A 26,731-nucleotide genomic window follows, 5' to 3' on the forward strand; every position below is an offset into this window, starting at 1 on the left:
TCGCCCGGTCACGCGGGGCACGGGCTCCGCTTCCTGCCCGGATAAGGATTTGGCGGCCGGATGTCGGGCTGACATGGTTCGGACGTGTCCCGCCGCAGGTCAGCGGGCACCCGCTTCTTCGTCACATGTTCCCGTGGGGGGTACACACCGCATGTCCTTCAACGAGCCGCCGGGTCCGCCGACTCCGCCCCCGTCGCAGCCCTCGTCGCAGCCCTCGTCGCAGCCCTGTTCGCAGCCCCCGTCGCCCGAGCAGCAGTCGCCCGCCGCGCAGCCGTACCCGCAGCCGGCACCGCCGCAGCCGCACCCGGCTCAGGCCTACCCGGCCCAGCCGTACCCCGGCCCGCAGCCCTACCCCGGGCAGCCCTACCCCGCGCAGTCCCGGCAGCCCGGACACCCCGTCGGCCCGTACCCGGGTCTGCCCTACCCGGGACGGCACCCCACCACCGACGTGCTGCGCTCGCCGCGCGGTCTGGCGGTCGCTCTCACCGCGCTGTTGTCGGTCGCGGCGGTGGTCAACCTGTTCTCGGCGGGCATCAGCGGGTACGTCTTCTCGCTCATGCAGAGCCTCATCGCGGACGCGTCGAACGTCGGCGACAGCACGCTCGAGCAGGGGGACGTTTTGACCGGCGTCGCCGGCGTCCTCCAGTTCGTGATGCTGCTGGCCACGGCGGTCGTCTTCGTCATCTGGTTCCACCGCGTGCGCGTGAACGGCGAGATCTTCCGCCCCGACGCGTTCACCCAGACCCGCGGCTGGGCGATCGGCAGCTGGTTCATCCCGGTCGGCAACCTCTTCTTGCCGTTCCGGATCGCGAAGCAGATCTGGGTCGCCAGCACCCAGCTCGCACCCGACGGCTCCTACCGTGAGGTCTCCGCCGCGCCCGTGAACGCCTGGTGGGCGCTGTGGGTCGGCTCGCTGCTGTTCGACCGCGTCTTCAGCCAGATGTACAAGCGGGCCGAGACTCCGGAGGCGCTGCGCGCGGCGTCCGCCATGGGGATCGTCACCGACCTGTTCACGGTCGGCGCCGCCGTCCTCGCCATCGTCTTCGTCCGCAGGCTGACGGCCCTGCAGAACACCAAGGCGGAGCAGGGCCCGTACGCGGCCGTCTGAGCCCGCCAGGCCGCCGCCGGACGTCTCAGGGCGCCGCGTGCCCCGGGACGGCGAACTCGCACCACACGCACTTCCCGCCGCCCCGGGGCTCCACGCCCCATTCCTCCGCGAGCTGGTCCACCAGCAGCAGGCCGCGCCCCGACACCGCCCAGTCGCCCGCCTCGCGCCGGTGCGGCAGGGCACTGCTGGAGTCCTCGACCTCGATCCGGATCCGGCCCTCCGCGGTCAGCCGTACGTTGACGTGGCCGCCGCCGTCGGTGTGGACGAGGGCGTTGGTCATCAGCTCGTCCGCCGCCAGTTCGATCTCGTCGGCCCGCCCCGCGGCGCCCCAGGCGGCCACCGCCGCCCGGATCAGGTGGCGGGCCATCGCCGGGCCCTCGGGATCTCCCGGGGTGAGCCGCAGCCGCAGCGGGCCGCCGCCGCGCGGGGCGGGAGTGCCGCGGCGGCGCAGCAGGAGCAGGGCCATGTCGTCCCCGACGCCCGCGTCGCCGACGAGGTCGCACAGGACGTCGGCGAGCTCCTCGACGTCGACCGGGCCGCTGTGGACGGCTTCCATGAGCTCCCGGATGCCGGCCTCGGAGTCGCCGTCCGACCGTTCGAGCAGGCCGTCCGTGCACAGCACCAGGGTGTCGCCGGGGTGCAGTTCGAGGCTGGTGACGGGGTAGCCGGAGCCGGTTCCCGCCTGCTCGCGCTGTGGCAGCCCGAGCGGGAGTCCGCCGGCCACCTGGACCCGGTGGCAGGTGCCGTCACCGCGCCGCACCACCGGGTCGAGGTGGCCGGCGCGGACCATCTGGAGCATGCCGGTGTTCAGGTCCACCTCGGCGTACGTACAGGTCGCGAAACGTTCCGTCTCGAGCTCCCGCAGGAAGGTCGAGGCCCGGGCCATGGCCGTGCCGGGCGTGTGCCCCTCGGCGACGTAGGCCCGCAGGACGATCCGCAGCTGGCCCATCACGGCCGCCGCGTCCGTGTCGTGCCCCTCCACGTCGCCGATCATCACCCCCACCCGGCCCTCGCCGAGCGGGATCACGTCGTACCAGTCGCCGCCGATGTCCCGCCCCATCCGGGCGGCCCGGTACCGTACGGCGATCCGCGCGCCCGGCACCTCCGGGATCCGGCGCGGCAGCATGGCCCGCTGCAGGCCCTCCGCGAGGTCGTGCTCCTGCTCGAACAGGATGGCGCGCTGGAGGCTCTGCGCGATGCCGCTGCCGAGGGCGACGAGCAGGTTCCGCTCCTCCGCGGTGAAATCCCCGTCCCGCGTGTACAGCAGCCCGAGCGCGCCGATGGCCCGGCCCTGGGCGATCAGCGGCAGGTAGACGCCGCTGCGCACGGCCAGCGGCTCGATGTACGGCCAGAGGTCCGGGTAGCGCTGTTGGAACTCCTCGCGGGAGCCGAGGAACACCGGCTGCAGGCGCCGTACGGCCTCGCTCATCGGGAACTGCGCGTCGATGCGGGTGTACTCGATCTCCGGGACGTACGAGCCGAGCTGCCCCTCCGCGACGAGGTGGATGCGGCCGCCGTCGACGATGCCGAGCATCACGCTGACCGCGCCGAGGTGGCCGAGGGCCTCGGGGTCCTTCAGGACGTCGGTCACGTCGTTGACGGTGCGGGCGTGGGCCAGGATGGCGCTGGTCCGCTCGACGACGCCGGTCATCCGGCGCCGGTCGTCCGCCTGCTCCCCGCCGGCGCCGGGCTCGCCGGGGTCGTGGGCCGCGTCGCGCAGGATCCCGATGATCCGGTACGGGCGGCCGTTCGCGTCGCGCAGGATGTGGCCCTGGATGTGGGTCCAGGCCGGGGTGCCGTCGCGGCGCCGGGTGCGGACGTACGCCCCGTAGTGGCTCCGGCCGTCCTTGAGCGCCTGGGCCACCCGGCTGTCGAGCCGGACCTCCTCGCCGGGAGACACCCGCGTCCGCAGCCCCTCGGGGGTGCCGCTGAACTCCTCCGGGCGCAGGTCGAGGACCTCGAGGGCGGTGGGATCCAGATGCATCTGCCCACTGTCGAGGTCCCAGTCGAAGGTGCCCATGCGATTGAGCGCGAGGCTCATGTCCGGCTGCGCGGGCCAGTCGACCTCGGGGCTCGCTCCCCTTTCGGCCATGCAGCCAGGGTCTCACCGTTCCCGCACGGATGCCCGCCCGCGTCAGGTCCCGGCGTCGCCGTCGGCTCCGGGCTGCTCCGTCACGGCAGGCGGTGTCGGGGTGCCGGCCCGGGGAGACGTGTTCGGGTCAGGTCCGGGCTGCTTCGACCTCTGCTTCAGCTCCGGCGCCGCCGGGGACGGCGGGGCCGGAGAGGGTGGTTCCGACGAGCTCGGAGGGGGCGCCGGCGCGGAGGACACGGACGCGGTCACCGACGCCTTCGAGGACGCGGGCGCGGACGCGGGCTGCGAGACGGACGGCGTGACGGACCCGGGCGGCGCCTTGGACTCGGGCGGCGTCGGGGTCGGCGATTCGGGCCTGAGGGGCGCCTTGGACGCGGGCTTCGACGGCGCCGTGGACTCGGGCTTGGACGGGGTCTCGGAAGGACGCCCGGGTGGGAACACGGGCTTCGTCGACGATTGCGCCGGTGACGGCGGGACCTGCGTGAGCGACGGGCTCGGCTGCATCGGCGTGATCGGCGGCTTCGGGACCACGGGCGGCGGAACGGGCTTGTCGCGCTTGCCCTGGTGGTCGGCGCGGTCACGCTCGAACCAGTGCCGCTCGTGGCGGTCGTAGATGACGAACTTCTGGACGACGGTCACCGACGGCGCGATGACGACGACGTCCTTGGGCCGGTACGAACTCCACGGCTGCCCGGACCGCTTCGGGTCGGCCTTCAGCGCCACCGGGGACCCGAGCGGGTTGCCGCACGCGCACCGCACCCGCGGCACCCCGCGGGCATCCACCAGTACCGCCGTCCCCGCCTGCAGCACCGCCTGGTAGCTGGTGGCCTTGCCGTCGCGGTAACCGTGGTTGGTGACGCGGGTGTCCATGCCCAGCTGCACCGGGGTGAGCGAGCGCAGGTAGCCGGGTACGGTCGCCGGCTGGATGCCGAGCGCCGAGGCGAAGGCGCTGTTCTTGGCGGGCTGGGCGGTCAGCGCCCCGATCTGCTTCTCGACGTCGCAACTCGCCGTTGCCTTCGTACCGCCGTACAGGCCCGGCGCCGAGCCGCTGATGCTGCGCGTCTCGATCGTGCCGGTGGTGGGCGCAGCGCTCTGCGGCGCGGCCGGTGTGGCGGTCTGCGGCGGAGGAGTGGCGTCCTTGGCCGCGGTGGACTCCGTGAACGGGTCCGGGCCGGACGCGGCGGCGGGCTGCAGGAACACCTCGCCGCCTGCGGAGGGGGCGCCGCCGGGCCGGGTCAGGACCACGGCCAGGACCACTGCGGCGGCCAGCGCGACGAGCGCGGTGGCCAGCCGGGGCCCGGACCGCCACCAGGGGCCGCCGGACGGCGGCCCCGGCGGCGTGCCTCCTGGCGGAGCCGGCGGCGGGGGTGGCGGCGGCCCCTCCTGCCCACCCGAGAGGGGGCCGGAAGGGGGACCTGCGGGGCGCTCGGCCGACGGGGGTATGGACTGCGTCGGCTCCTGCGGCTCCCGGCCGGAGGGTTGCGTGGTCACGTGCCCTACTTCCCGGGCGGAGGAGTTCCGGCCCCCTGTGGACGCTCCGCGACTCGAACGCGGAAATGTCAGGATTTCTTGCACTCTTGCGGACCATTGTCTGCGCCGCTCGGGTGGTGGCCGCAAGCCGAGCGTGCCTACGGTGGCACGGTGAGCAGTCCGTCAGCACCGAGTTCGGTACCCGGGGGCTCCGCGAGGGCATGGCGGGACGCCCTCGTCGCCGTCGTGGCGGGCTTCGCGGTGATGGCCGCCGTCGCCGCGGCGGGTCTGGCCTGCGCGGGGGCCACCGACCTGCCCGGCGGGGCGTTTCCCCGGGTGGTCGCTGCGGTCGTCGTACTGGCGGCCGGCGGGTCGGTCGAGGTGACCGGCGCGGCCGGCTTCCTGGCCGACGCCCATGCGAGCCTGTCCGTGCTCCCGCTCTCGGTGAGCCTCGCCGGAGCGCTCACGGCCGGCTCGCTCTTCCTGCGCCCCCTGCACAACCGTGCGGTGACACGGCCGGGCGAACTCGCCTCCCGCACCGTCCCGCTGGTGCTGCTGTGGCTGCTCGCCCTCACCGGCGTCGCGTTCCTCGCCCGCCAGACCTTCGGCATCTCCACCGGCGACTCCCTGGTCACCGACCTCGGCGAACTCCTCGACTCCTCCCCGACGGTCGGCTTCAGGGCCGCCCTGCCCGCGACGCTGTTCTTCGGACTGCTGTGGATCCTGGGCCTGTTGCTGATCGCCCTGCTGATCTCGCGCCGGGCGCCGCTCCCGGCCCGGCTGGTCCGCTTCCACGCGGCGGTGCGGCCCGCCGCCTTCGCCACCGTGGCGCTGCTCCTCGCGTACGTCGTCATCGGCCTCGGTGTCGGCGTGGTCGTGGCGCTCACGCAGGGCCACGCGGACCGCACGTTCGCCGTGATCCTGCTCGGCCTGCCGAACCTCGCCTGGCTCGCGCTCACGCTGGGCCTCGGCGGGGCCTGGGACGGCCGGGTCGAGGGGCTGTTCGGGCTGCCGATGCCGCAGCTGCTGGACCAGGTGCTGCGCGGACCGAAGCTGTCCCGGGTCGACGTGGGCTCGCTCGCGCAGCACGACTCCCGGGCCTGGTGGCTGGTGGCGGTGGCCGCCGTGCTGCTGCTCGGCGCGGGCTTCCTGGCGGCCGTGCGCTCCCCCGCGCACGTCCGTGTCTGGCAGCACGCGCTCCGCCTGGGCGTGGCCCTCGCCCTGGCCACCCTGACGGTGTGCCTGCTGACCGCCCTCGAGGCCCGGTTCGGGCTGTCCCTGCTGGGCATCGGCGACGTCGGCATGCTCGGCGCGAAGACGGAGCTCCAGCCCGTGCTGTGGCGCAACGTGGGCCTCGCCCTGATCTGGGGCGCGGTCGCGGGTTTCCTCGGAGCCCTGCTGGCCCGTCCGGTGCAGCGCCGCGGTCTCGTCGAGAAGCCGCCCGAGACCCTCACCCGCTGACCCGGCAGACGATCACCCGCTGACCCGTCCCCGGCCCGTCGGCCTGCCGGTCCTGGCAGGACCCGGGCGCGAACCCACCCGGCGCCGCGAACTCACCCGCCGTCCGGCGGCGTCACGACCTGCGTCGGTTCGGCCGCTTCACGCCCCGGTTCCCGGCCGGGTGCGCGCCCGGGTGCAGCGGGCGCCCGCCCGCCTGCCGTTGCCGTGTCCCCCCTTCCGCCGGGCGATTCCCTGCGGTGCGTCTGCGGGGCCGGCGGCTCCGGCTCGGCCGGTTCTCCCAGTCCCGTGCCGACCGCGTACGTCGCGAGGCGGATCCCGTCGCCGTACATCCAGCGTCCGCTGCCCTCCTCGTACAGCCAGACGGCCTCGTCGTCGACGACGATCCCGACCCGCAGCCCCTGCGTCGCCCGCCGGAAGCCCTCGGTGTCCGTGCGCCCGGCGGCGAGTTGCTCGGCGGCGTGCCGGTAGCGCTGCAGGGTCTCGGCGCCGCGTGCGAGCAGCGGCATCGGGTCCTCTTCGGCGTGCGTGACCGGCCGCCCGCCGGTCGGCGGCGGCTCCGGCACGGCGACCAGGAGCCGTCCGTCCACCCAGGCGGACCACCCGTTGGCGCACAGGATCTCCCCCCACTCCCCGCGCCGGGACAGGAGTTGCACGGGCAGGAAGGGGTCCAGGGGCACGGTGGGCCGGGAGACGTCGGGCTCTTCCCACGCGGGCAGCCCCTCACGGGGGACCACGTGCGTGGGCTGGAAGTCGAAGGGCCCGGTCAGGTTGGCCATCGACGCCTACTTTCGCATGATCGCGGGCTCGTGGCGGCGCAGCAGCCGCAGGACCAGCACTCCGAACAGGACGGACAGGCCGACGAGCATCCCGAGATCGAGCAGCCACACCCCCGCGCTGTGTGCGAAGAGCGGGTCGTCGGTGAGCTTCCCGGGGACGATCGCGCCGAGGTCGATGGTGCCGGCCATGGCGCCGAGCGCCCACCGGGACGGCACCAGCCAGGCCAGCTGCTCGATCACCGGCACGCCGTTCAGCTGCAGCAGGGCTCCGCAGAAGACCACCTGGACGATGGCGAGGAGGACCAGCAGCGGCATGGTGACCTCCTCCTTCCGGACCAGGGCGGAGACCAGCAGGCCGAGCATCATCGCGGTGAAGGACAGCAGGGCGACGGCGATCGTGATTTCGACGAGGGGCGACAGGAAGACGCCCTTGCCGCCGGGAGCGTTGGTCTTCACTCCGTAGAGGCCGACGAGCGTCATCACCACGGCCTGGGCCACGGTGATGGCGCCGAGCACCACCACCTTGGACATCAGGTACGCGGATCTGGACAGTCCTACGGCCCGTTCGCGCTGGTAGATGACGCGCTCCTTGACCAGTTCCCGTACGCCGTTGGCGGCGCCCGTCAGCACGCCGCCGACGCACAGGATGAGCAGGGCGTTGATCGCCGTCTCCTTGGTGAGGGAGCTGCCGGCCAGGGCCCGGGTCATGGCGCCCATGACGAACGGCAGGGCGATCATGATGACGAGGAAGGTGCGGTCGGCGCTGAGCGCGGCGGCGTAGCGGCGGACCAGCGTGGAGAGCTGGGAGCCCCAGCTCTGCGCCTTGGGCGGCGGGGCGACGAAGCCGGCCGCCCCGGACCGGTCCTCGTCGAGCCGGGGCTGCCGCGCGGCGTTCTGTACGTACGTGCGGTGCTGCGGGGCGGTGCGGTACTCCCCCGCCCAGTCCCGGTCCTGCTGGTTCTCGAAGGCTTCGAAGGCCTCGGGCCACTCGTCGAACCCGAAGAAGCCGAGGGCCTCCTCGGGCGGCCCGAACCAGGCGATGCGCCCGCCCGGGGCGAGGACCAGCAGCCGGTCGCACACGTCGAGGCTGAGCACGCTGTGGGTGACGACGATGACGGTGCGGCCGTCGTCCGCGAGGCCGCGCAGCATGTGCATGACGGAGCGGTCCATGCCGGGGTCGAGGCCGGAGGTGGGCTCGTCCAGGAAGAGCAGGGAGGGTTTGGTCAGCAGCTCCAGGGCGACGGAGACGCGTTTGCGCTGGCCGCCGGAGAGGCTGTGGATGGGCTGGTCGGCGCGCTGCCCCAGGCCGAGTTCGCCGATCACCTCGTCGACCCGGGCCTCGCGTTCGGCCCGGGCGGTGTCCTGCGGGAAGCGCAGTTCGGCTGCGTAGGCGAGGGCCCGGCGGACGGTGAGCTGCGCGTGCAGGATGTCGTCCTGGGGGACGAGGCCGATGCGGCTGCGCAGTTCGGCGTAGTCGCGGTAGAGGTCGCGTCCGTCGTACAGGACGCTGCCGTGGTCGGCGGGGCGCAGTCCGGTGAGGGCGCCGAGGAGGGTGGACTTGCCGGCTCCGCTGGGGCCGACGACGGCGAGCAGGCATTTGGCGCCGACGGGGAAGGAGACGTGGTCGAGGAGGGTCTTTCGGCCGCGGTCGACGGAGACGGCGAGCTCCTGGACGTCGAGGGAGACCTCGCCGGTGTCGAGGTACTCCTGGAGCTGGTCGCCGACGAGGCAGAGGGCGGTGTGGCCGATGCCGACGATGTCGCCCTCGGTGACGGGGGCGCGTTCGACGCGGGCGCCGTTGAGGAAGGTGCCGTTGTGGCTGCCGAGGTCGATGATCTCGTACGTGCCGTCGGCGAGGGCGTGCAGTTCGGCGTGCCTGCGGGAGACGACGAGGTCGTCGATGACGAGGTCGCTGTCGGGGGCGCGGCCGATGCGCACGGCGGTCCGCGTGGGGAGCGGGCGCACGGTGGTGGGGTGGCGGAAGGTGCCGGTCAGGGACGGGGTGGACACCGAGGACGGCCCGGAGCCGGCGGGGCCGCCGTTCGGGGCCTGCCCGAGGCAGCGGGCGAGCGGGCCGTCGGAGGCGTTGCCGAAGCGCAGTTCGCTGCCGACGCCGATGCTCCACTCGTGGACGCGGTGGCCGTCGACCCAGGTTCCGTTGGTGCTGTGCTCGTCCTCGAGGGTCCAGTGGTCGCCGTCGGGGCGCAGGATCGCGTGGTGCCAGGAGACGCGGGCGTCGTCGAGGCAGATTTCGCACAGGGGGTCCCGGCCGACGTGGTACGTCCGGCCCGGGCTCATCGCGGTGGAGCCCGTGTCGGTTTCCAGGACGAGCTCGGGCGCGGTCGGCACACCGGGGCGCTGGACCATGAGCAGATTTTCCCACGATCCGACCGGTCCAGCATAACCGCAGGTCAGCGGCCTCTTATGGGTAATGACAACGGTCCCCGTTGCAGCCTTTGCCCATTGCGTCACGGTGCGCTTCACTTCACGCGTCGGAACCGAACAAACGGGGGACGCCATGAGTGGGCACGACCACGCGCACGACGACCACGGCCACGCCGCCGGCCACGACCACAGCGGTCAGAGCGACCACGGCGGTCACGGTCACGGCGGTCACAGCCACGGCGTCTCCGCGGACGCCGACCGGCGCTGGCTGGCCATCGCGCTCGGCCTGATCGGCGCGTTCATGGCGGTCGAGGTGGTCATCGGCATCGTGGCCCAGTCCCTGGCCCTGATCTCCGACGCCGCCCACATGCTCACCGACGCCGTCTCGATCGTCCTCGCGCTGATCGCGATGCGGCTCGCCGCCCGCCCGGCGCGCGGCGGATTCACGTACGGCCTCAAGCGCGCGGAGATACTCTCCGCCCAGGCCAACGGGCTCACCCTGCTCCTGCTCGCGCTCTGGCTGGCGTACGAGGCGGTCCGGCGGCTGATGGACCCGCCGGAGGTGGCGGGCGGGCTGGTCCTCGTGACGGCGCTCGCGGGCATCGTCGTGAACGTGGCGGCCGCCTGGTGCATCTCCAGGGCGAACCGCTCCTCGCTCGCCGTCGAGGGCGCCTACCAGCACATCCTGAACGACCTGTTCGCCTTCATCGGCACCGCCGTCGCCGGTCTGATCGTGCTCACCACGGGATTCGTCCAGGCCGACGCGATCGCCACGCTCGTGGTCGTGGTCCTGATGGTCAAGGCGGGCTACGGGCTGGTCCGCGAGTCCGGCAGGATCTTCCTGGAGGCCGCGCCGGCGCACCTGGACCCGGACGCGGTGGGCGACCGGCTCGTCGGGCACCCGCCCGTCACCGAGGTGCACGACCTGCACATCTGGACGATCACCTCCGGACAGGCGGCCCTGTCGGCGCACGTGCTCGTCGAACCGGCCGGCGACTGCCACGCCGTACGCCGCGACCTGGAGCGGCTGCTGGACAAGGAGTACGGGATCACGCACACCACCCTCCAGGTGGACCACGTACAGGAAGCGCTGCTCAGCGTCGGCCGCCCGGGCGAGGACCCGGCCGACCCGCACTGCGCGGACGCGCACGGCCCGGTGCACCGGCAGGGCCCGCACGACCACTGACGGCCGGTCCACGGCCGCGCCGCCGGCCGATCGCCGGTGGCCGCGCTGACCCGCCCGCCCCCGGGGCATACATGCAGGCATGACGCAGAAGCGCAGCGCCGGACTGCTCCTGTTCCGTACGGCCGCCGAGCCCGGCACCTCCGGGGAAGAAGCCGTCGAAGTACTCCTCGGCCATATGGGCGGCCCCTTCTGGGAGCACAAGGACGACGGGTCCTGGGCCATCCCCAAGGGCGAGTACGAAGCGGACGAGACCCCGCTCGCCGCGGCCCGCCGGGAGTTCACCGAGGAGATCGGCCTGCCGCCACCGGAGGGACCGTACCTCCCGCTGGGCGAGGTGCGGATCCCGGGCGGCAAGCTGGTGACGATCTGGGCCGTACGGGCCGACCTCGATCCGGCGCTGATGGAGCCCGGCACGTTCACGATGGAGTGGCCCCCGCACTCGGGCCGGACGCAGGAATTCCCCGAGCTGGACCGCGTGGCCTGGTTCACTCCACCCGTGGCCGAAAGCAAGCTGACGAAATCTCAAATTCCCTTCCTGGAGAGGCTGTTGGGGCTCCTGAAGGGTTGACCCGACCTTGACTTGCCAACAAACCCCACCTGCATGGACATTGCACATATGACGAACGTCGTGCTGGTGGGAACCCTGGACACCAAGGGTGTCGAGTACGGCTGGCTGCGCGCGAGGCTGCTGCGCACCGGCGTCGAAGTGACCATGGTCGACACAGGGATCATGGGCGAACCCCGGGTGCCCGCGGACGTACCGCGCGAAGCGGTGGCCCGGGCAGCGGGAACGGAACTGTCGGAACTACGCGCGGCCGCCGACCGGGGCGCGGCCGTGACCACGATGGCCCGTGGCGCCGAGGCGACGCTCTTACGCCTGCACGCCGAGGGCCGGCTGCACGCGGTGCTCGCCATCGGCGGCAGCGGCGGCACCTCCATCGCCACCCGGGCGATGCGCGCGCTGCCGCTGGGCGTGCCGAAGCTGATGGTCTCGTCCATGGCGTCCGGGGACGTGGCCCCGTACGTCGGCTCCTCGGACATCGCGATGATGTACAGCGTGGTGGACATCGCGGGGATCAACAGCGTCTCCGCTCCGGTCCTGGCGAACGCGGTCGAGGCGGCCGCGGGGATGGCCAAGGCCTTCGAACGGGCCTCGCTGGACCGGCACCGACCGGCCCGGCTCGGCGCCGGCTCCCGCCCGCTGATCGCGGCGAGCATGGCGGGCGTCACCACCGTCGGTGTGGACGCCGCCCGCGAGCACCTGACCGAACTCGGCTACGAGGTGCTGGTCTTCCACGTCAGCGGCACCGGCGGCCGCACCCTGGAGACCCTGGCCGGGCAGGGCATCTTCGCGGGCGTGCTCGACCTGACGCTCAGCGAGCTCGCCGACGACCTGTGCGGCGGCATCCTCACCGCCGGCCCCGACCGGCTCAGCGCCGCCGGGCGGGCCGGGATTCCACAGGTGGTGAGCCTGGGGGCGCTGGACATGGTGAAGTTCGGCCCGCTGGAGAGCCTGCCCGAACGAGCCCGCTACCGGCGGGTCCACGTACACAACCCGTCCATCACGGTGATACGTACGACCCCCGCCGAGTGCGCGGAGCTCGGCCGCCGGGTCGCCGCCAAACTCCGTGCGGCGACCGGCCCCACGGCCGTCTGCGTCCCACTCCGCGGACTGTCCACGCTCGGTGCGCCGGGCGGCACCTACCATGACCCCGACGCGGACCGGGCCCTGTTCTCGGCGCTGCGCGAGGGGCTGCGCGGCAGTTCCGCCCGGCTCTACGACTACGACACCCACATCAACGACCCGGACTTCGGGAGGGCGGCGGCCGACCGGCTCCACGCCATGATCGGCGCGGCGCGGGCCGCGGCGTGACCGTCGTCTGACCACCGACCGCCGACCGATCGCCGTGCGAGATGCCCGGCAGGGTTGGGAACCGGCCGTGGCGGAAACCGTGTCCCTGGGGGTGGCCGGTCGGTGTGCGACCGGGCCTGGGGCTCGGTGACGCCACGGACGGGGGCAGACGATGAAGAACGTGTGGACGGTGCCCGGCTATGCGCAGGTCCGGGAGCTCGGCTCGGGTGGCAGCGGCCGCGTGGTCCTCGCCGTCCACGAGGCCACAGGCACGCCGGTCGCGGTGAAGTACCTCAGCGACCGGCTGCGCGAGGACCCCGCGTTCGTCGGGGAGTTCCGGGCCGAGGCCCGCCTGCTCGGCGGACTGGACACCCCGTACGTGGTCCGGCTGTACGAATATGTGGAGGCGCCGGGCGGCGCCGCCATCGTCATGGAGCTGGTCGACGGGATCTCCCTGCGGGCGCTGCTGAAGCAGGCCGGGCAGGCCGATCCCGAGGCCGCTCTCGTGGTGCTGAAGGGCTCGCTGCTGGGCCTGGCCGCGGCGCACCGGGCGGGCGTCGTCCACCGCGACTACAAGCCCGAGAACGTACTGGTCGCCCCCGACGGCTCCTCGAAGCTGGTCGACTTCGGGATCGCGGCGCGCCGCGGTACGACGCCCGGGGTGGCCGGCACCCCGGCCTACATGGCACCCGAGCAGTGGCAGGGCCGGCCGGCCTCGCCCGCGGCCGACGTGTACGCGGCCACGGCGACGTTCTTCGAGTGCCTGACCGGCCGGAAGCCCTTCGCCGGGGAGAACTTCGCGGAGCTCGCCGTCCAGCACATAGAGGCGCCGGTCCCCGAGACCGAGGCCCCCGAGCCGGTACGCCCGCTGATCCGGCGGGGTCTGGCCAAGGCTCCGGAGCAGCGGCCGGAGAACGCCGAGGCGTTCGTGGCGGAACTCGAGGGCGTGGCGCTCGCCGCGTACGGGCCGGACTGGGAGGAGCGCGGGCAGCGCAAGCTCGCCGCGCTGGCCGCGCTGCTGCCGCTGCTGTTCCCCTCGGCGGGCGCCCCGGCCGCGGGGACCACGGCGGTGGCGACGACCACGATCGCGAGCCCCTCGCGTTGGGCCCCGGGCCGGCGCGGCCTGATCGCGGGCGGCGCGGCGCTGGTCCTGGGCGTACTGACGGCGCTCACCTACAGCGCGGTCGGCGGGGAGCCCGGCGGGGCCTCGGCGCTGAACGCCTTCGCGACGTCCAGCGCGAACCCCGGGGGTACCGGCCCGACGCCCGCCCCCGGCCCGAGCGTGTCCGCCTCCCCCTCCCCCTCTCCGTCCCCCTCCCCCTCGTCGTCCCCGTCCGCGTCGTCGTCGCCCACCCCGAGCCCGAGCTACTCACCGACGGTGACGCCCACGGTCACGGCGCCGACGACGAAACCGCCCACCACCCCGCCGCCCTCGCCGAAGCCGTCGGTGGTCGTCGGCGCGGTGTCCGTCACCGTCCGCCAGACGGGGAACTCCCTCGGCCAGGCGACCGTGGCCGTCAAGGCGTCGGGCACCGCGCCGGTGACGGTGGTGCTCGAATGGTTCACCGGCGACGCGGAGGGAAGGCTGGGCAAGCCCGACGGCGCGCCGGACACCCTCACGTACCAGCCGGGCGCCGCGTCGCTCGTCCAGGCCCACACGTTCTCGGGCACGGGCTGCTACTGGGGCGTGCGGGCCACCACCAAGCCCGCCGCCGGCAACGGTTCCTCGACCTCCCAGGTCTTCGTCAGGCGGTGCACCATCTCATGAGCGACAGCGACGACTACAGCGCCACCGTCCTCGGCAGCCACTGGTTCAGCGGGCCGCAGCCGCAGCCGCAGGAGGCCGTGCCCGACCGGGTCGAGGGCTCGGTGCTGCGGTTCGGGCCCGGGGTGACCGCCGCCATGCCGGCGCCGTTCCCCGTGGTCGCGGAGCCGGTGCCGGCCCGTCGGCGCGGGGAGTGGCGCCGGTACACCCTGGCGGCCGTCGTCCTGCTCGCGGTGCTCGCGTACCTGGCCTGGCAGCGGTACGGCCCGGCCCTCGAGGTGCGGGACGTGACGGTCGCCGCCGCCGACCCGCAGGGTCCCGGCTGCGATTCCACCGCCGACGTGGTGGCCGTCGTACGGACCAACGGGCGGCCGGGGACCCTCACGTACCGGTGGATCCGCTCCGACGGCACGCAGTCGGAGCAACTCACCGAGCGGGTGCCGCGCGGGAGGAAGGAGGCCCGGCTGCACCTGTTGTGGACCTTCCAGGGCCGGGGCACGTACGCGGCCGAGGCGAAGCTCCAGCTGGTCTCGCCCGGGCAGCGCACCGCGGCGACGCAGTTCACGTACCGCTGCACGGGCTAGCAGACGGCGGCGGGGGGACCGACAGCCCGGTCAGAACCTGGCGTGGGCGGTGATGTCCGCCTCGAACTCGCCCGTCATCGCAGGGGTGACCGTCGGCCTGCACTGCGCGACCGCCGCCAGGTAGTCCTGCGTGGAGGCGCCGAGCTGGGCCGCCGCCGCGCCGCGCGCGCCCACCGCCTCCAGGTCCCGCTCGAAGGACACCTGCGCCGCGATCCGCGCCGCGTGCTCGATGTCGGCCGGGGTGAACAGCTCGCTGGCCGCCACCAGGGCCGCCACGTCCACGTCCGTACGGCCCGCCGTGTAGCGGGACCAGATCGCGGCGCGCGCCCCCGCGTCCGGGGTGCCGATCGGGATCAGGTAGTCGAAGCGCCCGGGCCGCAGGAACGCCGGGTCCAGGGAGCGGATGGAGTTGGTCGCGCACACCAGCAGCCGCTCGCCGCCCTCCCGGAATCCGGGGATCAGCTTGAGCAGCTCGTTGGTGACCCCGTGGATCCCGCCGGGCTGCGCGGGCTCGGTGCGCACGGGCGCGATCTCCTCGACCTCGTCGATGAAGACCAGGACCCGCTCCAGCTCGGCGATTCGGGCGAACGCGTCGCGCAGTGCGGCGGCCAGATTGCCCTCGTCGGCGAGGCGGGACGGCAGCAGTTCCACGAAGGGCCAGCCGAGCCGGGAGGCGATGGCGCGGGCGAAGGTGGTCTTGCCGGTGCCGGGCGGGCCGAAGAGGGTGATGGCGCGCGGCGGCCGCACGCCGTGCGCGGCGGCCCGTTCGGGCTCGGCGAGCGGCAGCACCACGCGCCGTTCTATGAGGTCCTTCTCGTGCTCCATGCCGGCGACCTTGGTCCACAGGTCGTTGGGCAGGAAGCGGCCGCCGAGGTCGTCGAGGAGGCCGGCCGCCGGTCCGTGCAGCGGCTCGGTCTTCTCGAAGTAGGCGACGGCGGGCTGGCGCGTGTAGCCGGCGTTGAGCAGGCCCTCGCCGAGCAGGTCCTCCTCGGGCAGGACGTACGCGATCCGGCCGACGCGGGCGGCGATCAGCCGCCGCTCCAGCTCGACGAGCAGGGCGCTGGCCAGGCCCCGGCCGCGCCAGCCCGCGGCGATCGCGATCCGCATCACCCAGGCCCGCTCGCCGGTGACGCAGGCGAGGGCGGCGCCGATCGGGACGCCTTGGTGGACGGCGACCACGCAGGGCTGCCGGTCTGTGAGGGCGCTGATGCATTCGGCGAGCGAGAAGACGGACTCCTGGCCGAGTTCGGCCGTGGTGTCGATCAGATGGACGACAGCGGCGAGATCACTCTCGCGGTAGTCGTGGATGAGCCAGTTCACCGGGTACCGCCCCTCGTTCGTGCTCCTGCGGCGAGGCTAGGGGCGGTCGGGGCCGGCGATCACGCTCCGCGGTGCACAACAGCCGGTCCGGAAACCGTCCGCGTCGTCCATAGACTGGTGGTTTCCGCCCGCGCCGCGCACCGAGGACCCGATCAGTTTCATGACTTCCCACATACCCGAGGCCGAGGGGTCCGCCGACAGCTCCGCCCGGAGGTCCGCTGCCGGGCGGCGGACGATCGTGTGGCTGGTTCCGGTCCTGTGGACGTTGGGGCTCGGGCTGTGGGGGCTCTCCCGGCAGGACAGCGTGTGGCGGGACGAGGCGGCGACCTGGCAGGTGGCCGGGCGGTCGGCGGGCGAGATCCTGGACATGCTCGGCAATGTCGACGCCGTGCACGGCCTGTACTACCTCCTCATGCACGGGCTCTTCGAGCTGTTCGGGGCGAGTACGGCCACGCTGCGTCTGCCGTCGGTGCTTGCGGTGGCGGCCGCCGCGGCCTGCGTGGCCCTGATCGGGCAGCGGCTGGCCGGCTTCTGGGCGGGGCTGGGCGGCGGCCTGGCGCTGGGGCTGCTGCCGGCCGTGCAGTTCTACCTCCAGGAGGGCCGGCCGTACGCGCTGGTCGCCGCCGGTGCCGGACTGTCGACCCTGCTGCTGGTGTCGCTGCTGTCCGCGCCGCCGGAACCCCGGCCCGGGCGACGGGTCTGGCCGCGGTGGGCGGCGTACGGGCTCGCGGTGCTCGTGTGCGCGCTGCTGAACTGGCTGTCGCTGCTGATCCTGCCCGCGCACGCGGCGACGCTGTGGTGGGTGCGGGCCGACCGCGGTGTGTGGCTGCGCTGGGCGGCGTACGGGGCGTGCGCCGTCGCGGGGGCGCTGCCGCTGGTGCTGTTCAGCCGGAGCCAGTCCGACCAGGTGTCGTGGATACCGCCGCTGACCTGGCACATGATGATCGGCCCGGCGATCCTGCTGGCCGTCGGCGGCCTCGGGGCCTGGCTGGACCGGCCGCGCGTGGGCCGGCTGTCGGCGGCCGCGGTGGGGCTGCCGCTGCTGGCGGTGCCGCAGCTGGGGCTGATCGGGATCTCCCTCGTCCAGCCGCTGTTCCTGGACCGGTACGTGCTGTTCGGCATGCTGGGCCTGGCCCTGCTGATCGGCGCGGGGCTGGACGCAGGCGTGCGGGCCGTCCGGCCCCGGTTCCCGAGGGCGGCGGGCCTGCTCGTGCCGGGCGTGGTCGGGATCGCGGTGCTGGCGCTGCTGCCGGTGGAGCTGGGCAAGCGGGCTCCGGCCAGCCGGGTCGACGACGTGCTGGCGGTGGCCGGCGAGGTGGCCCGGCTGGGGCGGCCCGGGGACGCGGTGCTGTTCGTGCCGGCCGCCCGGCGGGACACGGCGCTGGTTTCCCCGGAAGCCTTCGCTGGGCTGGTGGACGTCGCCCTGGAGCGGAGTCCCGTGGCCTCGGCCACCCTCAAGGGCGAGGAGGCCGACCCGGCGCGGATCCGGGCGGCGCTGCTCGGGCAGCGGCGGGTCCTGCTGGTGACGGACGCGGCGAAGGTGGCGAAGCCGTCGGGGGCCGCGCGGGACGCGGCGAAGGCGGCGGTGCTGAAGGAGCGGTTCGCCGTGGTGGAGGACCGCCAGGTCCGCGGCCGCCGGGTGACCGTGTACGAGCGCCGCTGACGACGTACGGGCGCCGGTGGCCGCCGATGCCGCTCAGGCGGCGTGGGGGTGGGCCGCCGCGGTGTGGGAATCCAGCCACGAGAGCGAGGCCTCGGCCAGGTCCGGCCAGCCGTGGTCGACGGTCAGGGAGTGGCCGCGGTCCTCGAAGCACTGGTACTCGGTGGTCGCGTGGGAGTGCCGGTACTGCTTGTAGGTCGAGCGGGTCAGCAGGTCCGGGACGGTGTGGTCGAGCCTGCCGGACAGCAGGAGCAGCGGGCCGCGGGTCTCGTTCTCCGTGTCGACCTTGGTCGGGGAGTGCGGGGTGAAATTGCCGAGGGCCAGCTGGAACAGCGGGCGGGCGGTGCTCGGGATGGTCCACTCCTCGAAGAGCTCCTCGGCCTCCTGCTCGGAGACGGCGTTGGCGAAGCCGTAGCGGAACTGCTCGCGGTTCAGCGAGACGGACCGGCGGGTGTTGCCGGGGTTGTGCAGGACGGCGAACGTCGACTTGGCCTGGGCCGGGGCGATGGCCTTGACGCCCTTGATCTGCCCGGGGCAGATGGCGACGGCGGCCTCGGCGAGGCCCTGGCCGAGCAGGTGCTGGGCGATGAACCCGCCCACCGAGTGCCCGACGAGGACGGGGCGGACCGGCAGGGCACGGATCACCTTGGCGTGCGCCTCGGAGATCTCGACCAGGCCGACGCCGGCCTGGTCGTCGGGTCGGCGGCGGGCCTCGGTCACGGTGCCGGGGACCCCCGGCCACTCCGGCAGGACGGGCTCGTAACCGGCTTCACTGAAGGCGTCGGCCCAGCCCTCCCAGCTCGACGAATGCAGCCAGAGGCCGTGGATGAACACCACGGGCGTTCGGCGCTGTGCGGTCATGGCGGGACACCTCCTGGACCCCCCTGGCGCCTCTGCCAGTCTCGCCCGTGTGGCGCGGCCCCGCCTGCGGAGCCCGGATTCACAGCGCATTCATATGGAATACCGGGCTCCGGGCATAGCTTCTGAGGGGAGTCTCGGTGCATGATCCCGTGCATGCTTCCCCGACCGGCCCACCGCGCCCGTACCCGGCGGGCGTCCCGGATCCTGCTGGCGCTGGCCGCGATGGCCGCCCTGGTGAGCGTGGACCTGCCCGACGCCGTGGCCGTGCCACCGCTCGGGGTGACGGCCGAGGCCGGGTCCGACCGGGCGGCGGCACGGGTGGGCGCCCTCTTCGCGGGCGCCCTCGACGGCGGGCACTTCTGCACCGCCGCGGTGGTGCACAGCGACGACCGCAATGTGATCGCCACCGCCGCGCACTGCCTGGACGACCCGGACACCACGCTGTTCGCGCCGGGCTACCGCGACGGCAAGGCCCCGTACGGGGTGTGGAAGCTGACCGGCGTGCACGTCGCCCCGGGCTGGACGGACGCGCGGGACCCGGACGAGGACATCGCCTTCGCGACGGTCGCCCCGGCGGACGGCGGCACCGGGCGCATCGAGGACGCGGTGGGCGGCTTCCCGGTGGCCACCGAGCAGCCGGACGACGTGACGGTGACGATCCTCGGCTACCCCAGCACGGACGAGGCCCCGCTGCACTGCGCCAACGCCACGAGCCTGTTCTCGCAGACCCAGCGCCGGATCGACTGCCCCGACCTCAGCGGCGGCACGAGCGGCAGCCCCTGGCTGGCGGACGGCGCCGTGGCCGGCGTCCTCGGCGGCTACGAGGGCGGCGGCACGGACGCGGACGTCTCGTACAGCGCGGTGATGCGCGACCAGGCCCTGGAGCTCTACCGCGAGGCCGCCGTCTCCGCCGGCTGACGACCCACCCGGCGCCCTCAGACGGGGCTCCGTTCCTCCTGGATCCCGACGGGGGGTGCGAACCAGGTCGGGTCGTCGCGTCGGGCTCGGTGGATGCGGTCCAGCGCGAACTGCTCCAGCGGAGGCAGGGCGTCCGGTTCGAACCAGGCCACCTCCAGCGACTCGTTGTCGTTGGCCCGGGCCTCGCCGCCGGTGGCCCGGCAGCGGAAGGTGATGTCCTGGAACTGGCAGACGTCGCCGTTCGGGTAGGTGATCGGCTCGAGCATCTGGACCAGCACCACCCGCTCCGGGACGCAGTGCACCGCCGTCTCCTCGTACACCTCGCGCACCGCCGTCTCCGCGGGCTGCTCCCCCGGCTCCGCAATCCCGCCGACCACGGCCCACCGGCCGGTGTCGGAGCGCCGGCCGAGCAGCACCCGCCCCCGGTCGTCGAAGACGATGGCCGTGACGCCGGGCAGCAGGAGCAGCTGGTTCCCGGCGGAGGCGCGGATCTCGCGGATGAACTCAGGTGTGGTCATCCCCCGACCCTACGAGGCCGCGCGCACCGGCCCGCGTCAGGCTGCCCGGCGGGCCCTGATCCGGCGGGCGAGGGTCCAGCCGAGGCCTCCGGCGGCGGCCAGGAGCAGCACGTACTCGGGCAGCGGGCCGAAGCGGGTGGCCGGGGTCTGCGTGGAGCGCAGCGGGATCTCGGCGACCAGCGCGTCCGCGGTGAACATCTCGGTCTGCCGGACGATCTCCCCGTCGGGGCGGATGACGGCGCTGACACCGCTGGTGACGGGGACGAGCACGGTCCGGCTGTGCTCGACCGCGCGGACCCGGTCCATCGCGAGCTGCTGGTAGGTCATCTGCGACCGGCCGAACGTGGCGTTGTTGCTCGGTACGGCGATCACCTGCGCACCGTCCTGGACGGTGGAGCGCACGGCATCGTCGAAGGCGGCCTCGAAGCAGGTGACCATGCCGACCCCGCTGCCCGCCATGTCGAAGACGCCCGGGTCCTTGCCGGGGCCGAAGTCGCGGCGCACCCGGTCCACGTCCGAGCTGAAGAGCCGGACGAAGGACCGCATCGGGATGCGCTCCCCGAAGGGCTGGATCTTGCGCTTGTCGTACGTGTCCGTGGGGCCCTTGACCGGGTCCCAGAGGATCATCGTGTTGCGCAGCGGGCCGGTCTCCGGGGCCAGTACGGAGCCGATCGCGACCGGCACGCCGATGGCCTTGACCGCATTGTCGATGACGCCGTAGGCGTCCGGCTGCGTGTACGGGTCGATGTCGGAGGAGTTCTCCGGCCAGACCACGAAGTCGGGCTTCGGGACCCGGCCGGCCTTGACGTCCGCGGCGAGCTGGACCGTGCGGTTGGCGTGGTTGTCGAGGACCTGGCGGCGCTGGGCGTTGAAGTCGAACCCGGCGCGCGGCACGTTGCCCTGGACGACGGCGGCCACGGCGGTGCCGTCCTCGGCGGCGTCGGACACCAGCGGGCGGGCGGCGAGGGCCGCGCCGATCGGGGCGGCGACGGTGAGGGCCGCGAGGGCCGCGGTGGCCCGGCGGGGGTGGCTGCGTGCGATGCGCAGGGCCTCGTACAGCCCGAATCCGCAGAGGGCGACGGCGAAGGAGAGCAGCGGGGTGCCGCCGAGGGCGGCGAGCGGCAGGAAGAAGCCGTCGGCCTGGCCGAAGGCGAGCTTGCCCCAGGGGAAACCGCCGAACGGGGCCCGGGCGCGCAGCGCCTCGCCCGCGATCCAGACGGCCGCACCCCACAGGGGCCAGGCGGGGAGCCGGCTGACGAGGGCGATCCCGAGGCCGGTGAGGCCGATCAGGAGGGCCTCGAGGGTGACGAGGGCGATCCACGGGACCGGGCCGACGCCCTCGCTGGTCCAGACGAGCAGCGGCAGCAGGAAGCCCAGGCCGTGCAGGAGGCCGAGGCCGAAACCGGCGCGGGCGCGGCGGCCGTGCAGGCAGCCGCCGAGGACGGCGAGGGCGACGGGGGCCAGCCACCACAGCGGGCGGGGCGGGAAGCTCAGGTAGAGCAGCACACCGGAGCCGGCGGCGAGGGCGGCACGCACCGGCCAGGAGGCCGCCCGGCCCTTCCAGGGGGACACGGCGGCTTCGGTTCCGGTGGCTCCGGCTTCCGCTCGGGCTTCCGCTTCGGCGGTGCGGCCGGGGTCTCGGGTGATGCTGCTGCTCATTTGGCGGAGTGTACGTCCCCACGCGCCGGGGACGGGAGAGCAACTCAGCGGGCCAGGGCGCGCAGGTGGGTGCGGATGACCCGGACCGCGTTCTCGGCGTCGTCGACGGTGACGGTGAACACCTTGCCGTCGCCGAGCCGCAGCTCCACCCCCTCGCCCCGCCGGACGATGACCGCGGTGCCCTTGTCGGGGCGCCAGCGGTAGCCCCAGCCGCCCCACTGCTGCGGGGTGATCCGGGGGAGGAATTCGGCGGAGGCCACCTCCGCGAGCCTGATCTTCCGGCGCGGCAGCCCGACGTGGCCGCAGCGGACCTCCAGCGCCTCGGCGTCGACGGTGACGTCGACGTGCACGAAGGCGAGGGTGCCGTAGAGGATCAGCAGTCCGACGGCGAGGCAGCCGATGACGGACATCAGCAGCGGGGCGATGCCGGCGGTCCACGACGAGTCGACGGCGAGCTGGATGCCGAGTGCGAGACAGGCCGCGCCGGCGGCGGCGAGCAGCCACTGCGCACGGTTGGAGGCCCGGCCCGTCCACAGCGGACCCGGGGGGTGACCCGTCATGTGTAGCAGCGTACTCACGTTCCGCATGTACGCCACCGCCTCTCGCCCCGCACGGCGCGGGCGCGTCGGATCACGTGTGATCTCGTGTGATCGCGTCTGCCCGGCCTTGACCTCAAGCAAACTTGAGGTCCTACGGTCGTCCGCATGACCACTCACGAGGCAACACAGCACGCGGCACAGATCGTTCCGGAGCGCTACCGCACGGCGGTCGTGGCCCACGTCATGGTGTCCGACGCGGCCGCCGCACTCTCCTTCTACGGGCGGGCCTTCGGCGCCGTCGAGGACTTCCGGCTCGACCACCCCGAGGGCGGGGTGATGCACGCCGAGATACGGATCGGCGGGGCCGTGCTCATGCTCGGGGACACCTCCGAGGGCCCGTTCACCGCGCCCTCGGAGCTGGGCGGCACCTCGGTCGCGCTCCACGTGTTCGTACCGGACGTGGACGCGCTCGTACGGACGGCGGTGGCCGAGGGCGCGGAGCTGCTCCAGCCGCCGGCGGACCAGTTCCACGGCGACCGGACCGCCATCGTCCGCGACCCGTTCGGGCATCTGTGGGTGTTCCTCACCCACCTGGAGGACGTGTCCTGGGAGGAGCTGGAGGCGCGGCGCGCGGGCGCGTGACCAGAAGGGACCCGGAGCTTCCGGGGCTGCAGCCGGGAAGGAGGCCTAGGAGCGCGTCGCGCAGGGGCGGGGCGCCGGGCCGTCATGAAGCGGTGCAGGTTCCGCGAGCCGAAGGCGACGCGCTGGGCGCTGCGGCGCCGCTCGCCGTCGTACGCGCGCAGGGCGGCGGACCCTCCCCGCCGCCGGCCTCGACGACCTGGAAGGCTTCGCACACGGTGTACTGGCCTGCGTACGCCCCGAACCGTCCGAGGAGGAACCGTGATCACTCGACTCGACCGCGCCGTGGGCGCCGTTCTGGGCTCGGCCGTCGGTGACGCGCTCGGCGCGCCCTACGAGTTCGGGCCCGCCGGCGAGTTGACCGCGCGCGGCGAGGAAATGCGCGGGGGCGGCGGCTGGGACCCGGGCGAGGCGACCGACGACACGCAGATGGCCGTCCTGGTCGGCGAGTCCCTGCTGGAGCACGGCGGCCTCGAACTCCCCGACGTCTTCGCGCGGTTCCAGCGCTGGGCGGTCGGCGAGCCCAAGGACATCGGGCTCCAGACGGAGGACGTGCTGACCAACGGCGAGGCCTGGGACCTGGCCGCCGCACTGCACTTCCAGATCAACGCGCGGGCCGCGGGCAACGGTTCCCTGATGCGGGCCTCCACCTCGGCGGTGTACTTCGCCTCCGCCGGGCGGGAGGGCACGATGGACGCCGCCCGCCGGATCGCCGCGCTGACGCACGGCGACCGGGCCGCCTGGGAGGGCACGGCCCTGCTGCACGAGCTCGTACGGGTGACTCTCGACGGGGGCGATCCGCTGGCCGCCCTCCCCGAGGCGCTCGCCGCGGTGCACCCCGACCACCGCGAGCGGTACGGGGTCGTCCTCGGCCCCGACTGGCATCCGGGACTGGCCACCGAGTTCAACGGAGCGGTCTGGCCCTGCCTCGGCTCGGCGGTGTGGGCCCTGCGGACGACCACCGGGTTCGCCGAGGCCGTACGGGCCGCCGTGGACCTGGGCGGGGACACCGACACGGTGGCGGCGGTCACCGGCACCCTGGCCGGCGCCCGCTACGGGCAGGCGGCGATCCCGCCGGAGTGGACCGCTCCGCTGCACGTACCGCTGCCCGGGTTCGGGGACAGGGTGCTGGACGCGGACGGGCTGCGCGCGCTCGCTCAGTCGCTCGCGGGGCGGACGTAGCGCTCGGGGAGCAGATCCGCCACGGGCACGGACCGCAGCGCGCCGCCGGACCCGAGGATCACCCGCAGCCGCGGGTGGAGGTCGAGGAGCACCTGGCGGCAGCGGCCGCACGGCGGGAGCACCCCGCGCTCGCGGTCCCCGACGGCGACGATCGTGTCGAGCTCGCGGATGCCCTGCGCGACGGCTGCGCCGAGGACGACGAGTTCGGCGCAGGGGCCTCCGGTGAAGTGGTACACGTTCAAACCCCCGACGGTCCGGCCGTCACGGGCGCGGGCCACCGCCGCCACGGTGTGGTCCTCGCCGTGGCAGCGGGTCCGGGGCGGCCGCGACGAGGGCGAGGTCCTGCGGGGTCATCGCCGGATCATCGCCCGACGGCCGCGCCTTCTTCCGCGAGCAGCCGCCCTTCGGCGTACCCGAGCGCGGCGGCGGGGAGCGCCCCCTCCTGCCCGCTGAGCAGGACGGTCAGGGTGCCGGTACGGGGCAGGCCCGGCTCGGGGAGAACGCCGAGGCGGCGCAGCGCCTGTACGGCGACGGGCTCGGCGGAGCCGTGGTAGCGGAGGTCGGCGCCGCCGGTCCGCTCGGCCAGGGCGGCGCGGATGGGCGCCTCGACGAGCTCGTAGTGCGTGCAGCCGAGGACGACGTCGGTGACGTCGGCCGGGGTCAGCGCGGCGGCCGCGGCGACGGTCTCGGCGACGGCGGCGCCGTCCCCCGCCTCGACGGCGTCGGCGAGTCCCGGACAGGGCACCTCGGTGACACGGGCTCCGGCGGCGAAGTCACGGATCAGCCCGCGCTGGTACGGACTGCCGGTGGTGGCGGGCGTGGCCCAGATGGCCACGCGCCCGCCCGCCGCGGCGGCGGGCTTGATCGCCGGCACGGTCCCGATCACCGGGATCCCGGGCTCGAGGGCCGCCCGGAGGGCGGGCAGCGCGTGCACGGAGGCGGTGTTGCAGGCCACGATCAGCGCGTCCGGCCGGTGCCCGGCGGCGGCCTGGGCGACACCGAGGGCGCGCCCGGTCAGATCGGCGGGGGTACGCGGCCCCCAGGGCATGCCGTCGGGGTCGCTGGAGAGGACCAGATCGACGTCGGGCCGCAGCCGCCGCATCGCGGCAGCCGCCGCGAGGAGGCCGATTCCGGAGTCCATGAGGGCGATCTTCACCTGGTCACCTTAATCGAAGCCGCCGGGAAAGCCCCCCATGTGAGGCGGGGGCGGGGTGGGGTGGAGTGGGGCGAGGGCAGCAGGGGACCAGCCGGCCGGGAGCGTCAGGGGCTCCGGGGGTGGGGTTCGCGAGGACCGAACGACCGGGGGGCGGCGGGCCCGGCGGGATCTGAGCGACGGGCGCCAGTCGACGGGATACCGGGCGCGGCGGGGTCTGAGCGGCCGGGTCCGCGCACGCGAAGCCGTCGTGCCCGCCGGCGCCGCCGGCGGGCGGAGCCCGCGGAGGCGGGATGGCCGGATGCGGCGGGGGCATGGGCCGGGTGGCCTGTCGAGCCGGCGCCGGAAGGGGCGGCCGAACGTCGGGGGCAGGTTCCTGTGCTCGGCACCGGAGGCCGGTCGGGGGGAGGGGGGCGGGGGGAGGGGGGTCCACGGACGCGGCGACGGAAAGGTCGATCGGGAGACCGGTGGCGGGGTCTTCGCACTCGGCACAGTGAGAGCCGATCGGGACGCACGGACGGCGGGTTCCGCACAGCCGACATCGGGAAGGCCGGCCGGGACGCACGGACGGCAGCTTCCGCACAGCCGACATCGGGAAGGCCGGCCGGGACGCACGGACGGCGGGTTCCGCACAGCCGACATCGGGAAGGTCGATCGGGACGCACGGACGGCAGCTTCCGCACAGCCGACATCGGGAGGGTGGTCGGGGGGCCGGAGCGCCCTTGAGGGACCGGCACGACACGGAAGGACAGTGGACTGACGGGACGCCCCCGGACACTTACCGACGCCGCTCGCACAGCCCCCCGCCCCCTGCCGGGAAGCCCCCGAAGGATGGCCGGGGGGGTTCGGATCCGGTCCAGCCCCGATCAGAGATGCCGAGCAGGGGCCCCTGGTCATCCGGAGTCCGTTCACCAGGACACCGAGGTGGAGCAGGATGTTGCCCCGGGGAGGGCACGGCTCCCTGAAGGGCCCATAGGCACCCTTTCCGCGTCCGGGCGGGGTCAACCTGCACCAGACAGCGACCAGATGCCCATGCCGGTAGGGGTGGGCCCGCAGGCGCCCCAAATCGCTACGCGCTCCTCTCTGCTTGGCGTCCGACGGCCGTCTGGGGCCGGTCATAAGCCGCCCACGACCGGCAGAGGTCAGCCTGGGATGCGAGTGCGGGTCGTTTGTCCCGTTTTGGCGACCGGTTGAGGGGTGAATGGGCGCCTGCCGGAGTGAGAGGTTGAGAAATCCGGCATCAGGCTCCCTCTCGCCCACTTTTCACCCCAACTAGCGTGCAGACGCCCGGAACCCCCCCTGGGAGGCGTCTGGGCGGCCTATGTCCAGCCCCAGACGGCCGTCGGACGCCGAGAGATGAGAAGCACGTAGCGATTTGGGGCGCCTGCGGGCCCACCCCTACCGACAGGGGCATCTAGTCGCTGTCTGGTGCAGGTTGACCCTGCCCGGGTCCGGAAAGGGCGCCTATGGGCCCTTGAGGGAGGCGTTCCCCTCCCCCTGGCCTCGATCCTGCTCCACCTCGGTGGTCCTGGTGAACGGACTCCGGATGACCAGGGGCCCCTGCTCGGCATCTCTGATCTGGGCAGGTCGGAATCCGAACCCC

General features: G+C 73.9%; 21 protein-coding genes and 2 pseudogenes. 11 read left to right on the forward strand and 12 right to left on the reverse strand.

What is annotated here, in order from left to right; translation table 11 throughout:
- Positions 1-151 precede the first annotated feature (151 nt).
- Positions 152-1,108: a DUF4328 domain-containing protein gene (locus ACZ49B_RS32075; protein ID WP_468312743.1), complete on the forward strand. Its 957-nt coding sequence runs from the start codon at positions 152-154 to the stop codon at positions 1,106-1,108.
- Between the two features lie 25 nt (positions 1,109-1,133).
- Here ACZ49B_RS32075 and ACZ49B_RS32080 read toward each other — a convergent pair whose 3' ends face one another.
- Entirely contained in the window at positions 1,134-3,200 is a 2,067-nt protein-coding gene (locus ACZ49B_RS32080; protein ID WP_468312746.1) for a SpoIIE family protein phosphatase, read from the reverse strand.
- 42 nt (positions 3,201-3,242) lie between these two features.
- The gene (locus ACZ49B_RS32085; RefSeq protein WP_468312748.1) at positions 3,243-4,691 is read right to left on the reverse strand and encodes a DUF6777 domain-containing protein; all 1,449 of its coding nucleotides are present in this window, start codon (positions 4,689-4,691) and stop codon (positions 3,243-3,245) included.
- Positions 4,692-4,841: 150 nt separating this feature from the next.
- On the opposite strand from ACZ49B_RS32085, the gene ACZ49B_RS32090 reads away from it, so the two are divergent.
- Positions 4,842-6,131 (forward strand): streptophobe family protein, encoded by a 1,290-nt coding sequence (locus ACZ49B_RS32090; protein WP_468312751.1) that lies wholly within the window; start codon positions 4,842-4,844, stop codon positions 6,129-6,131.
- Positions 6,132-6,223: 92 nt separating this feature from the next.
- Here ACZ49B_RS32090 and ACZ49B_RS32095 read toward each other — a convergent pair whose 3' ends face one another.
- On the reverse strand, positions 6,224-6,907 hold the full coding sequence (locus ACZ49B_RS32095; protein ID WP_468312753.1) for a hypothetical protein: 684 nt from the start codon (positions 6,905-6,907) through the stop codon (positions 6,224-6,226).
- A gap of 6 nt (positions 6,908-6,913) precedes the next feature.
- Positions 6,914-9,274: an FHA domain-containing protein gene (locus ACZ49B_RS32100; RefSeq protein ID WP_468312756.1), complete on the reverse strand. Its 2,361-nt coding sequence runs from the start codon at positions 9,272-9,274 to the stop codon at positions 6,914-6,916.
- A gap of 151 nt (positions 9,275-9,425) precedes the next feature.
- On the opposite strand from ACZ49B_RS32100, the gene ACZ49B_RS32105 reads away from it, so the two are divergent.
- The 5 genes from ACZ49B_RS32105 (at position 9,426) to ACZ49B_RS32125 (ending at position 14,679) form a co-directional block, all read left to right on the forward strand.
- The gene (locus ACZ49B_RS32105) at positions 9,426-10,478 is read left to right on the forward strand and encodes a cation diffusion facilitator family transporter (RefSeq protein WP_468312759.1); all 1,053 of its coding nucleotides are present in this window, start codon (positions 9,426-9,428) and stop codon (positions 10,476-10,478) included.
- 79 nt (positions 10,479-10,557) lie between these two features.
- A complete protein-coding gene (locus tag ACZ49B_RS32110) occupies positions 10,558-11,046 on the forward strand; it encodes an NUDIX hydrolase (protein ID WP_468312761.1) in 489 nt (162 codons plus the stop codon).
- A 48-nt stretch (positions 11,047-11,094) separates the two neighbouring features.
- The gene (locus ACZ49B_RS32115; RefSeq protein ID WP_468312796.1) at positions 11,095-12,351 is read left to right on the forward strand and encodes a Tm-1-like ATP-binding domain-containing protein; all 1,257 of its coding nucleotides are present in this window, start codon (positions 11,095-11,097) and stop codon (positions 12,349-12,351) included.
- Positions 12,352-12,502: 151 nt separating this feature from the next.
- Positions 12,503-14,098, forward strand: a complete 1,596-nt coding sequence (locus ACZ49B_RS32120) for a serine/threonine-protein kinase (protein WP_468312764.1) — start codon at positions 12,503-12,505, stop codon at positions 14,096-14,098.
- Positions 14,095-14,679, forward strand: coding sequence for a hypothetical protein (locus ACZ49B_RS32125; protein ID WP_468312768.1), 585 nt, complete (start codon positions 14,095-14,097; stop codon positions 14,677-14,679). Before ACZ49B_RS32120 ends, ACZ49B_RS32125 begins: the two co-directional genes overlap by 4 nt.
- A gap of 30 nt (positions 14,680-14,709) precedes the next feature.
- On the opposite strand, the gene ACZ49B_RS32130 is transcribed toward ACZ49B_RS32125, so the two are convergent.
- Positions 14,710-15,999, reverse strand: a complete 1,290-nt coding sequence (locus tag ACZ49B_RS32130; RefSeq protein ID WP_468312770.1) for an ATP-binding protein — start codon at positions 15,997-15,999, stop codon at positions 14,710-14,712.
- Positions 16,000-16,159: 160 nt separating this feature from the next.
- Between ACZ49B_RS32130 and ACZ49B_RS32135 the strand changes: the two genes are divergently transcribed.
- The gene (locus ACZ49B_RS32135) at positions 16,160-17,662 is read left to right on the forward strand and encodes a glycosyltransferase family 39 protein (protein ID WP_468312773.1); all 1,503 of its coding nucleotides are present in this window, start codon (positions 16,160-16,162) and stop codon (positions 17,660-17,662) included.
- Between the two features lie 33 nt (positions 17,663-17,695).
- On the opposite strand, the gene ACZ49B_RS32140 is transcribed toward ACZ49B_RS32135, so the two are convergent.
- On the reverse strand, positions 17,696-18,520 hold the full coding sequence (locus ACZ49B_RS32140) for an alpha/beta hydrolase (RefSeq protein WP_468312776.1): 825 nt from the start codon (positions 18,518-18,520) through the stop codon (positions 17,696-17,698).
- 153 nt (positions 18,521-18,673) lie between these two features.
- Between ACZ49B_RS32140 and ACZ49B_RS32145 the strand changes: the two genes are divergently transcribed.
- On the forward strand, positions 18,674-19,438 hold the full coding sequence (locus tag ACZ49B_RS32145; RefSeq protein ID WP_468312780.1) for a trypsin-like serine peptidase: 765 nt from the start codon (positions 18,674-18,676) through the stop codon (positions 19,436-19,438).
- Positions 19,439-19,455: 17 nt separating this feature from the next.
- Here the strand turns inward: ACZ49B_RS32145 and ACZ49B_RS32150 are convergent, their stop codons facing one another.
- Genes ACZ49B_RS32150 through ACZ49B_RS32160 form a run of 3 tightly spaced genes read right to left on the reverse strand, consistent with a single transcriptional unit; the run spans position 19,456 to position 22,175 of the window.
- Positions 19,456-19,956 carry an NUDIX hydrolase gene (locus ACZ49B_RS32150; RefSeq protein ID WP_468312783.1) on the reverse strand — a complete coding sequence of 167 codons (501 nt, stop codon included), beginning with the start codon at positions 19,954-19,956 and terminating at the stop codon, positions 19,456-19,458.
- A 36-nt stretch (positions 19,957-19,992) separates the two neighbouring features.
- On the reverse strand, positions 19,993-21,615 hold the full coding sequence (lnt, locus tag ACZ49B_RS32155) for an apolipoprotein N-acyltransferase (protein WP_468312786.1): 1,623 nt from the start codon (positions 21,613-21,615) through the stop codon (positions 19,993-19,995).
- A 44-nt stretch (positions 21,616-21,659) separates the two neighbouring features.
- Positions 21,660-22,175 (reverse strand): hypothetical protein, encoded by a 516-nt coding sequence (locus tag ACZ49B_RS32160; protein WP_468312788.1) that lies wholly within the window; start codon positions 22,173-22,175, stop codon positions 21,660-21,662.
- A 144-nt stretch (positions 22,176-22,319) separates the two neighbouring features.
- Here ACZ49B_RS32160 and ACZ49B_RS32165 point away from each other — a divergent pair, with 144 nt between their 5' ends.
- A complete protein-coding gene (locus tag ACZ49B_RS32165) occupies positions 22,320-22,796 on the forward strand; it encodes a VOC family protein (protein WP_468312791.1) in 477 nt (158 codons plus the stop codon).
- Between the two features lie 31 nt (positions 22,797-22,827).
- On the opposite strand, the pseudogene ACZ49B_RS32170 reads toward ACZ49B_RS32165, so the two are convergent.
- Positions 22,828-22,972: pseudogene (locus ACZ49B_RS32170) on the reverse strand (FAD-dependent monooxygenase); the annotation flags it as partial.
- Positions 22,973-23,057: 85 nt separating this feature from the next.
- Here ACZ49B_RS32170 and ACZ49B_RS32175 point away from each other — a divergent pair.
- On the forward strand, positions 23,058-23,975 hold the full coding sequence (locus ACZ49B_RS32175; protein WP_468312798.1) for an ADP-ribosylglycohydrolase family protein: 918 nt from the start codon (positions 23,058-23,060) through the stop codon (positions 23,973-23,975).
- Here ACZ49B_RS32175 and ACZ49B_RS32180 read toward each other — a convergent pair.
- Positions 23,951-24,292, reverse strand: a pseudogene (locus ACZ49B_RS32180) (cytidine deaminase family protein); the annotation flags it as partial. The gene ACZ49B_RS32175 and the pseudogene ACZ49B_RS32180 sit on opposite strands and share 25 nt — an antisense overlap.
- 44 nt (positions 24,293-24,336) lie before the next feature.
- Positions 24,337-25,131, reverse strand: a complete 795-nt coding sequence (locus tag ACZ49B_RS32185) for a glutamate racemase (protein WP_468312793.1) — start codon at positions 25,129-25,131, stop codon at positions 24,337-24,339.
- Positions 25,132-26,731: the final 1,600 nt, after the last annotated feature.

It is taken from the genome of Streptomyces sp. NPDC031132, assembly GCF_055570595.1.

Coding starts and splice junctions, on each gene's coding strand:
- ACZ49B_RS32075 (WP_468312743.1), top strand. CDS start 152: ATGTCCTTCAACGAGCCGCCGGGTCCGCCGACTCCGCCCCCGTCGCAG.
- ACZ49B_RS32080 (WP_468312746.1), bottom strand. CDS start 3,200: ATGGCCGAAAGGGGAGCGAGCCCCGAGGTCGACTGGCCCGCGCAGCCG.
- ACZ49B_RS32095 (WP_468312753.1), bottom strand. CDS start 6,907: ATGGCCAACCTGACCGGGCCCTTCGACTTCCAGCCCACGCACGTGGTC.
- ACZ49B_RS32100 (WP_468312756.1), bottom strand. CDS start 9,274: ATGGTCCAGCGCCCCGGTGTGCCGACCGCGCCCGAGCTCGTCCTGGAA.
- ACZ49B_RS32105 (WP_468312759.1), top strand. CDS start 9,426: ATGAGTGGGCACGACCACGCGCACGACGACCACGGCCACGCCGCCGGC.
- ACZ49B_RS32110 (WP_468312761.1), top strand. CDS start 10,558: ATGACGCAGAAGCGCAGCGCCGGACTGCTCCTGTTCCGTACGGCCGCC.
- ACZ49B_RS32115 (WP_468312796.1), top strand. CDS start 11,095: ATGACGAACGTCGTGCTGGTGGGAACCCTGGACACCAAGGGTGTCGAG.
- ACZ49B_RS32120 (WP_468312764.1), top strand. CDS start 12,503: ATGAAGAACGTGTGGACGGTGCCCGGCTATGCGCAGGTCCGGGAGCTC.
- ACZ49B_RS32125 (WP_468312768.1), top strand. CDS start 14,095: ATGAGCGACAGCGACGACTACAGCGCCACCGTCCTCGGCAGCCACTGG.
- ACZ49B_RS32135 (WP_468312773.1), top strand. CDS start 16,160: ATGACTTCCCACATACCCGAGGCCGAGGGGTCCGCCGACAGCTCCGCC.
- ACZ49B_RS32140 (WP_468312776.1), bottom strand. CDS start 18,520: ATGACCGCACAGCGCCGAACGCCCGTGGTGTTCATCCACGGCCTCTGG.
- ACZ49B_RS32145 (WP_468312780.1), top strand. CDS start 18,674: ATGCTTCCCCGACCGGCCCACCGCGCCCGTACCCGGCGGGCGTCCCGG.
- ACZ49B_RS32150 (WP_468312783.1), bottom strand. CDS start 19,956: ATGACCACACCTGAGTTCATCCGCGAGATCCGCGCCTCCGCCGGGAAC.
- lnt (WP_468312786.1), bottom strand. CDS start 21,615: ATGAGCAGCAGCATCACCCGAGACCCCGGCCGCACCGCCGAAGCGGAA.
- ACZ49B_RS32160 (WP_468312788.1), bottom strand. CDS start 22,175: ATGACGGGTCACCCCCCGGGTCCGCTGTGGACGGGCCGGGCCTCCAAC.
- ACZ49B_RS32165 (WP_468312791.1), top strand. CDS start 22,320: ATGACCACTCACGAGGCAACACAGCACGCGGCACAGATCGTTCCGGAG.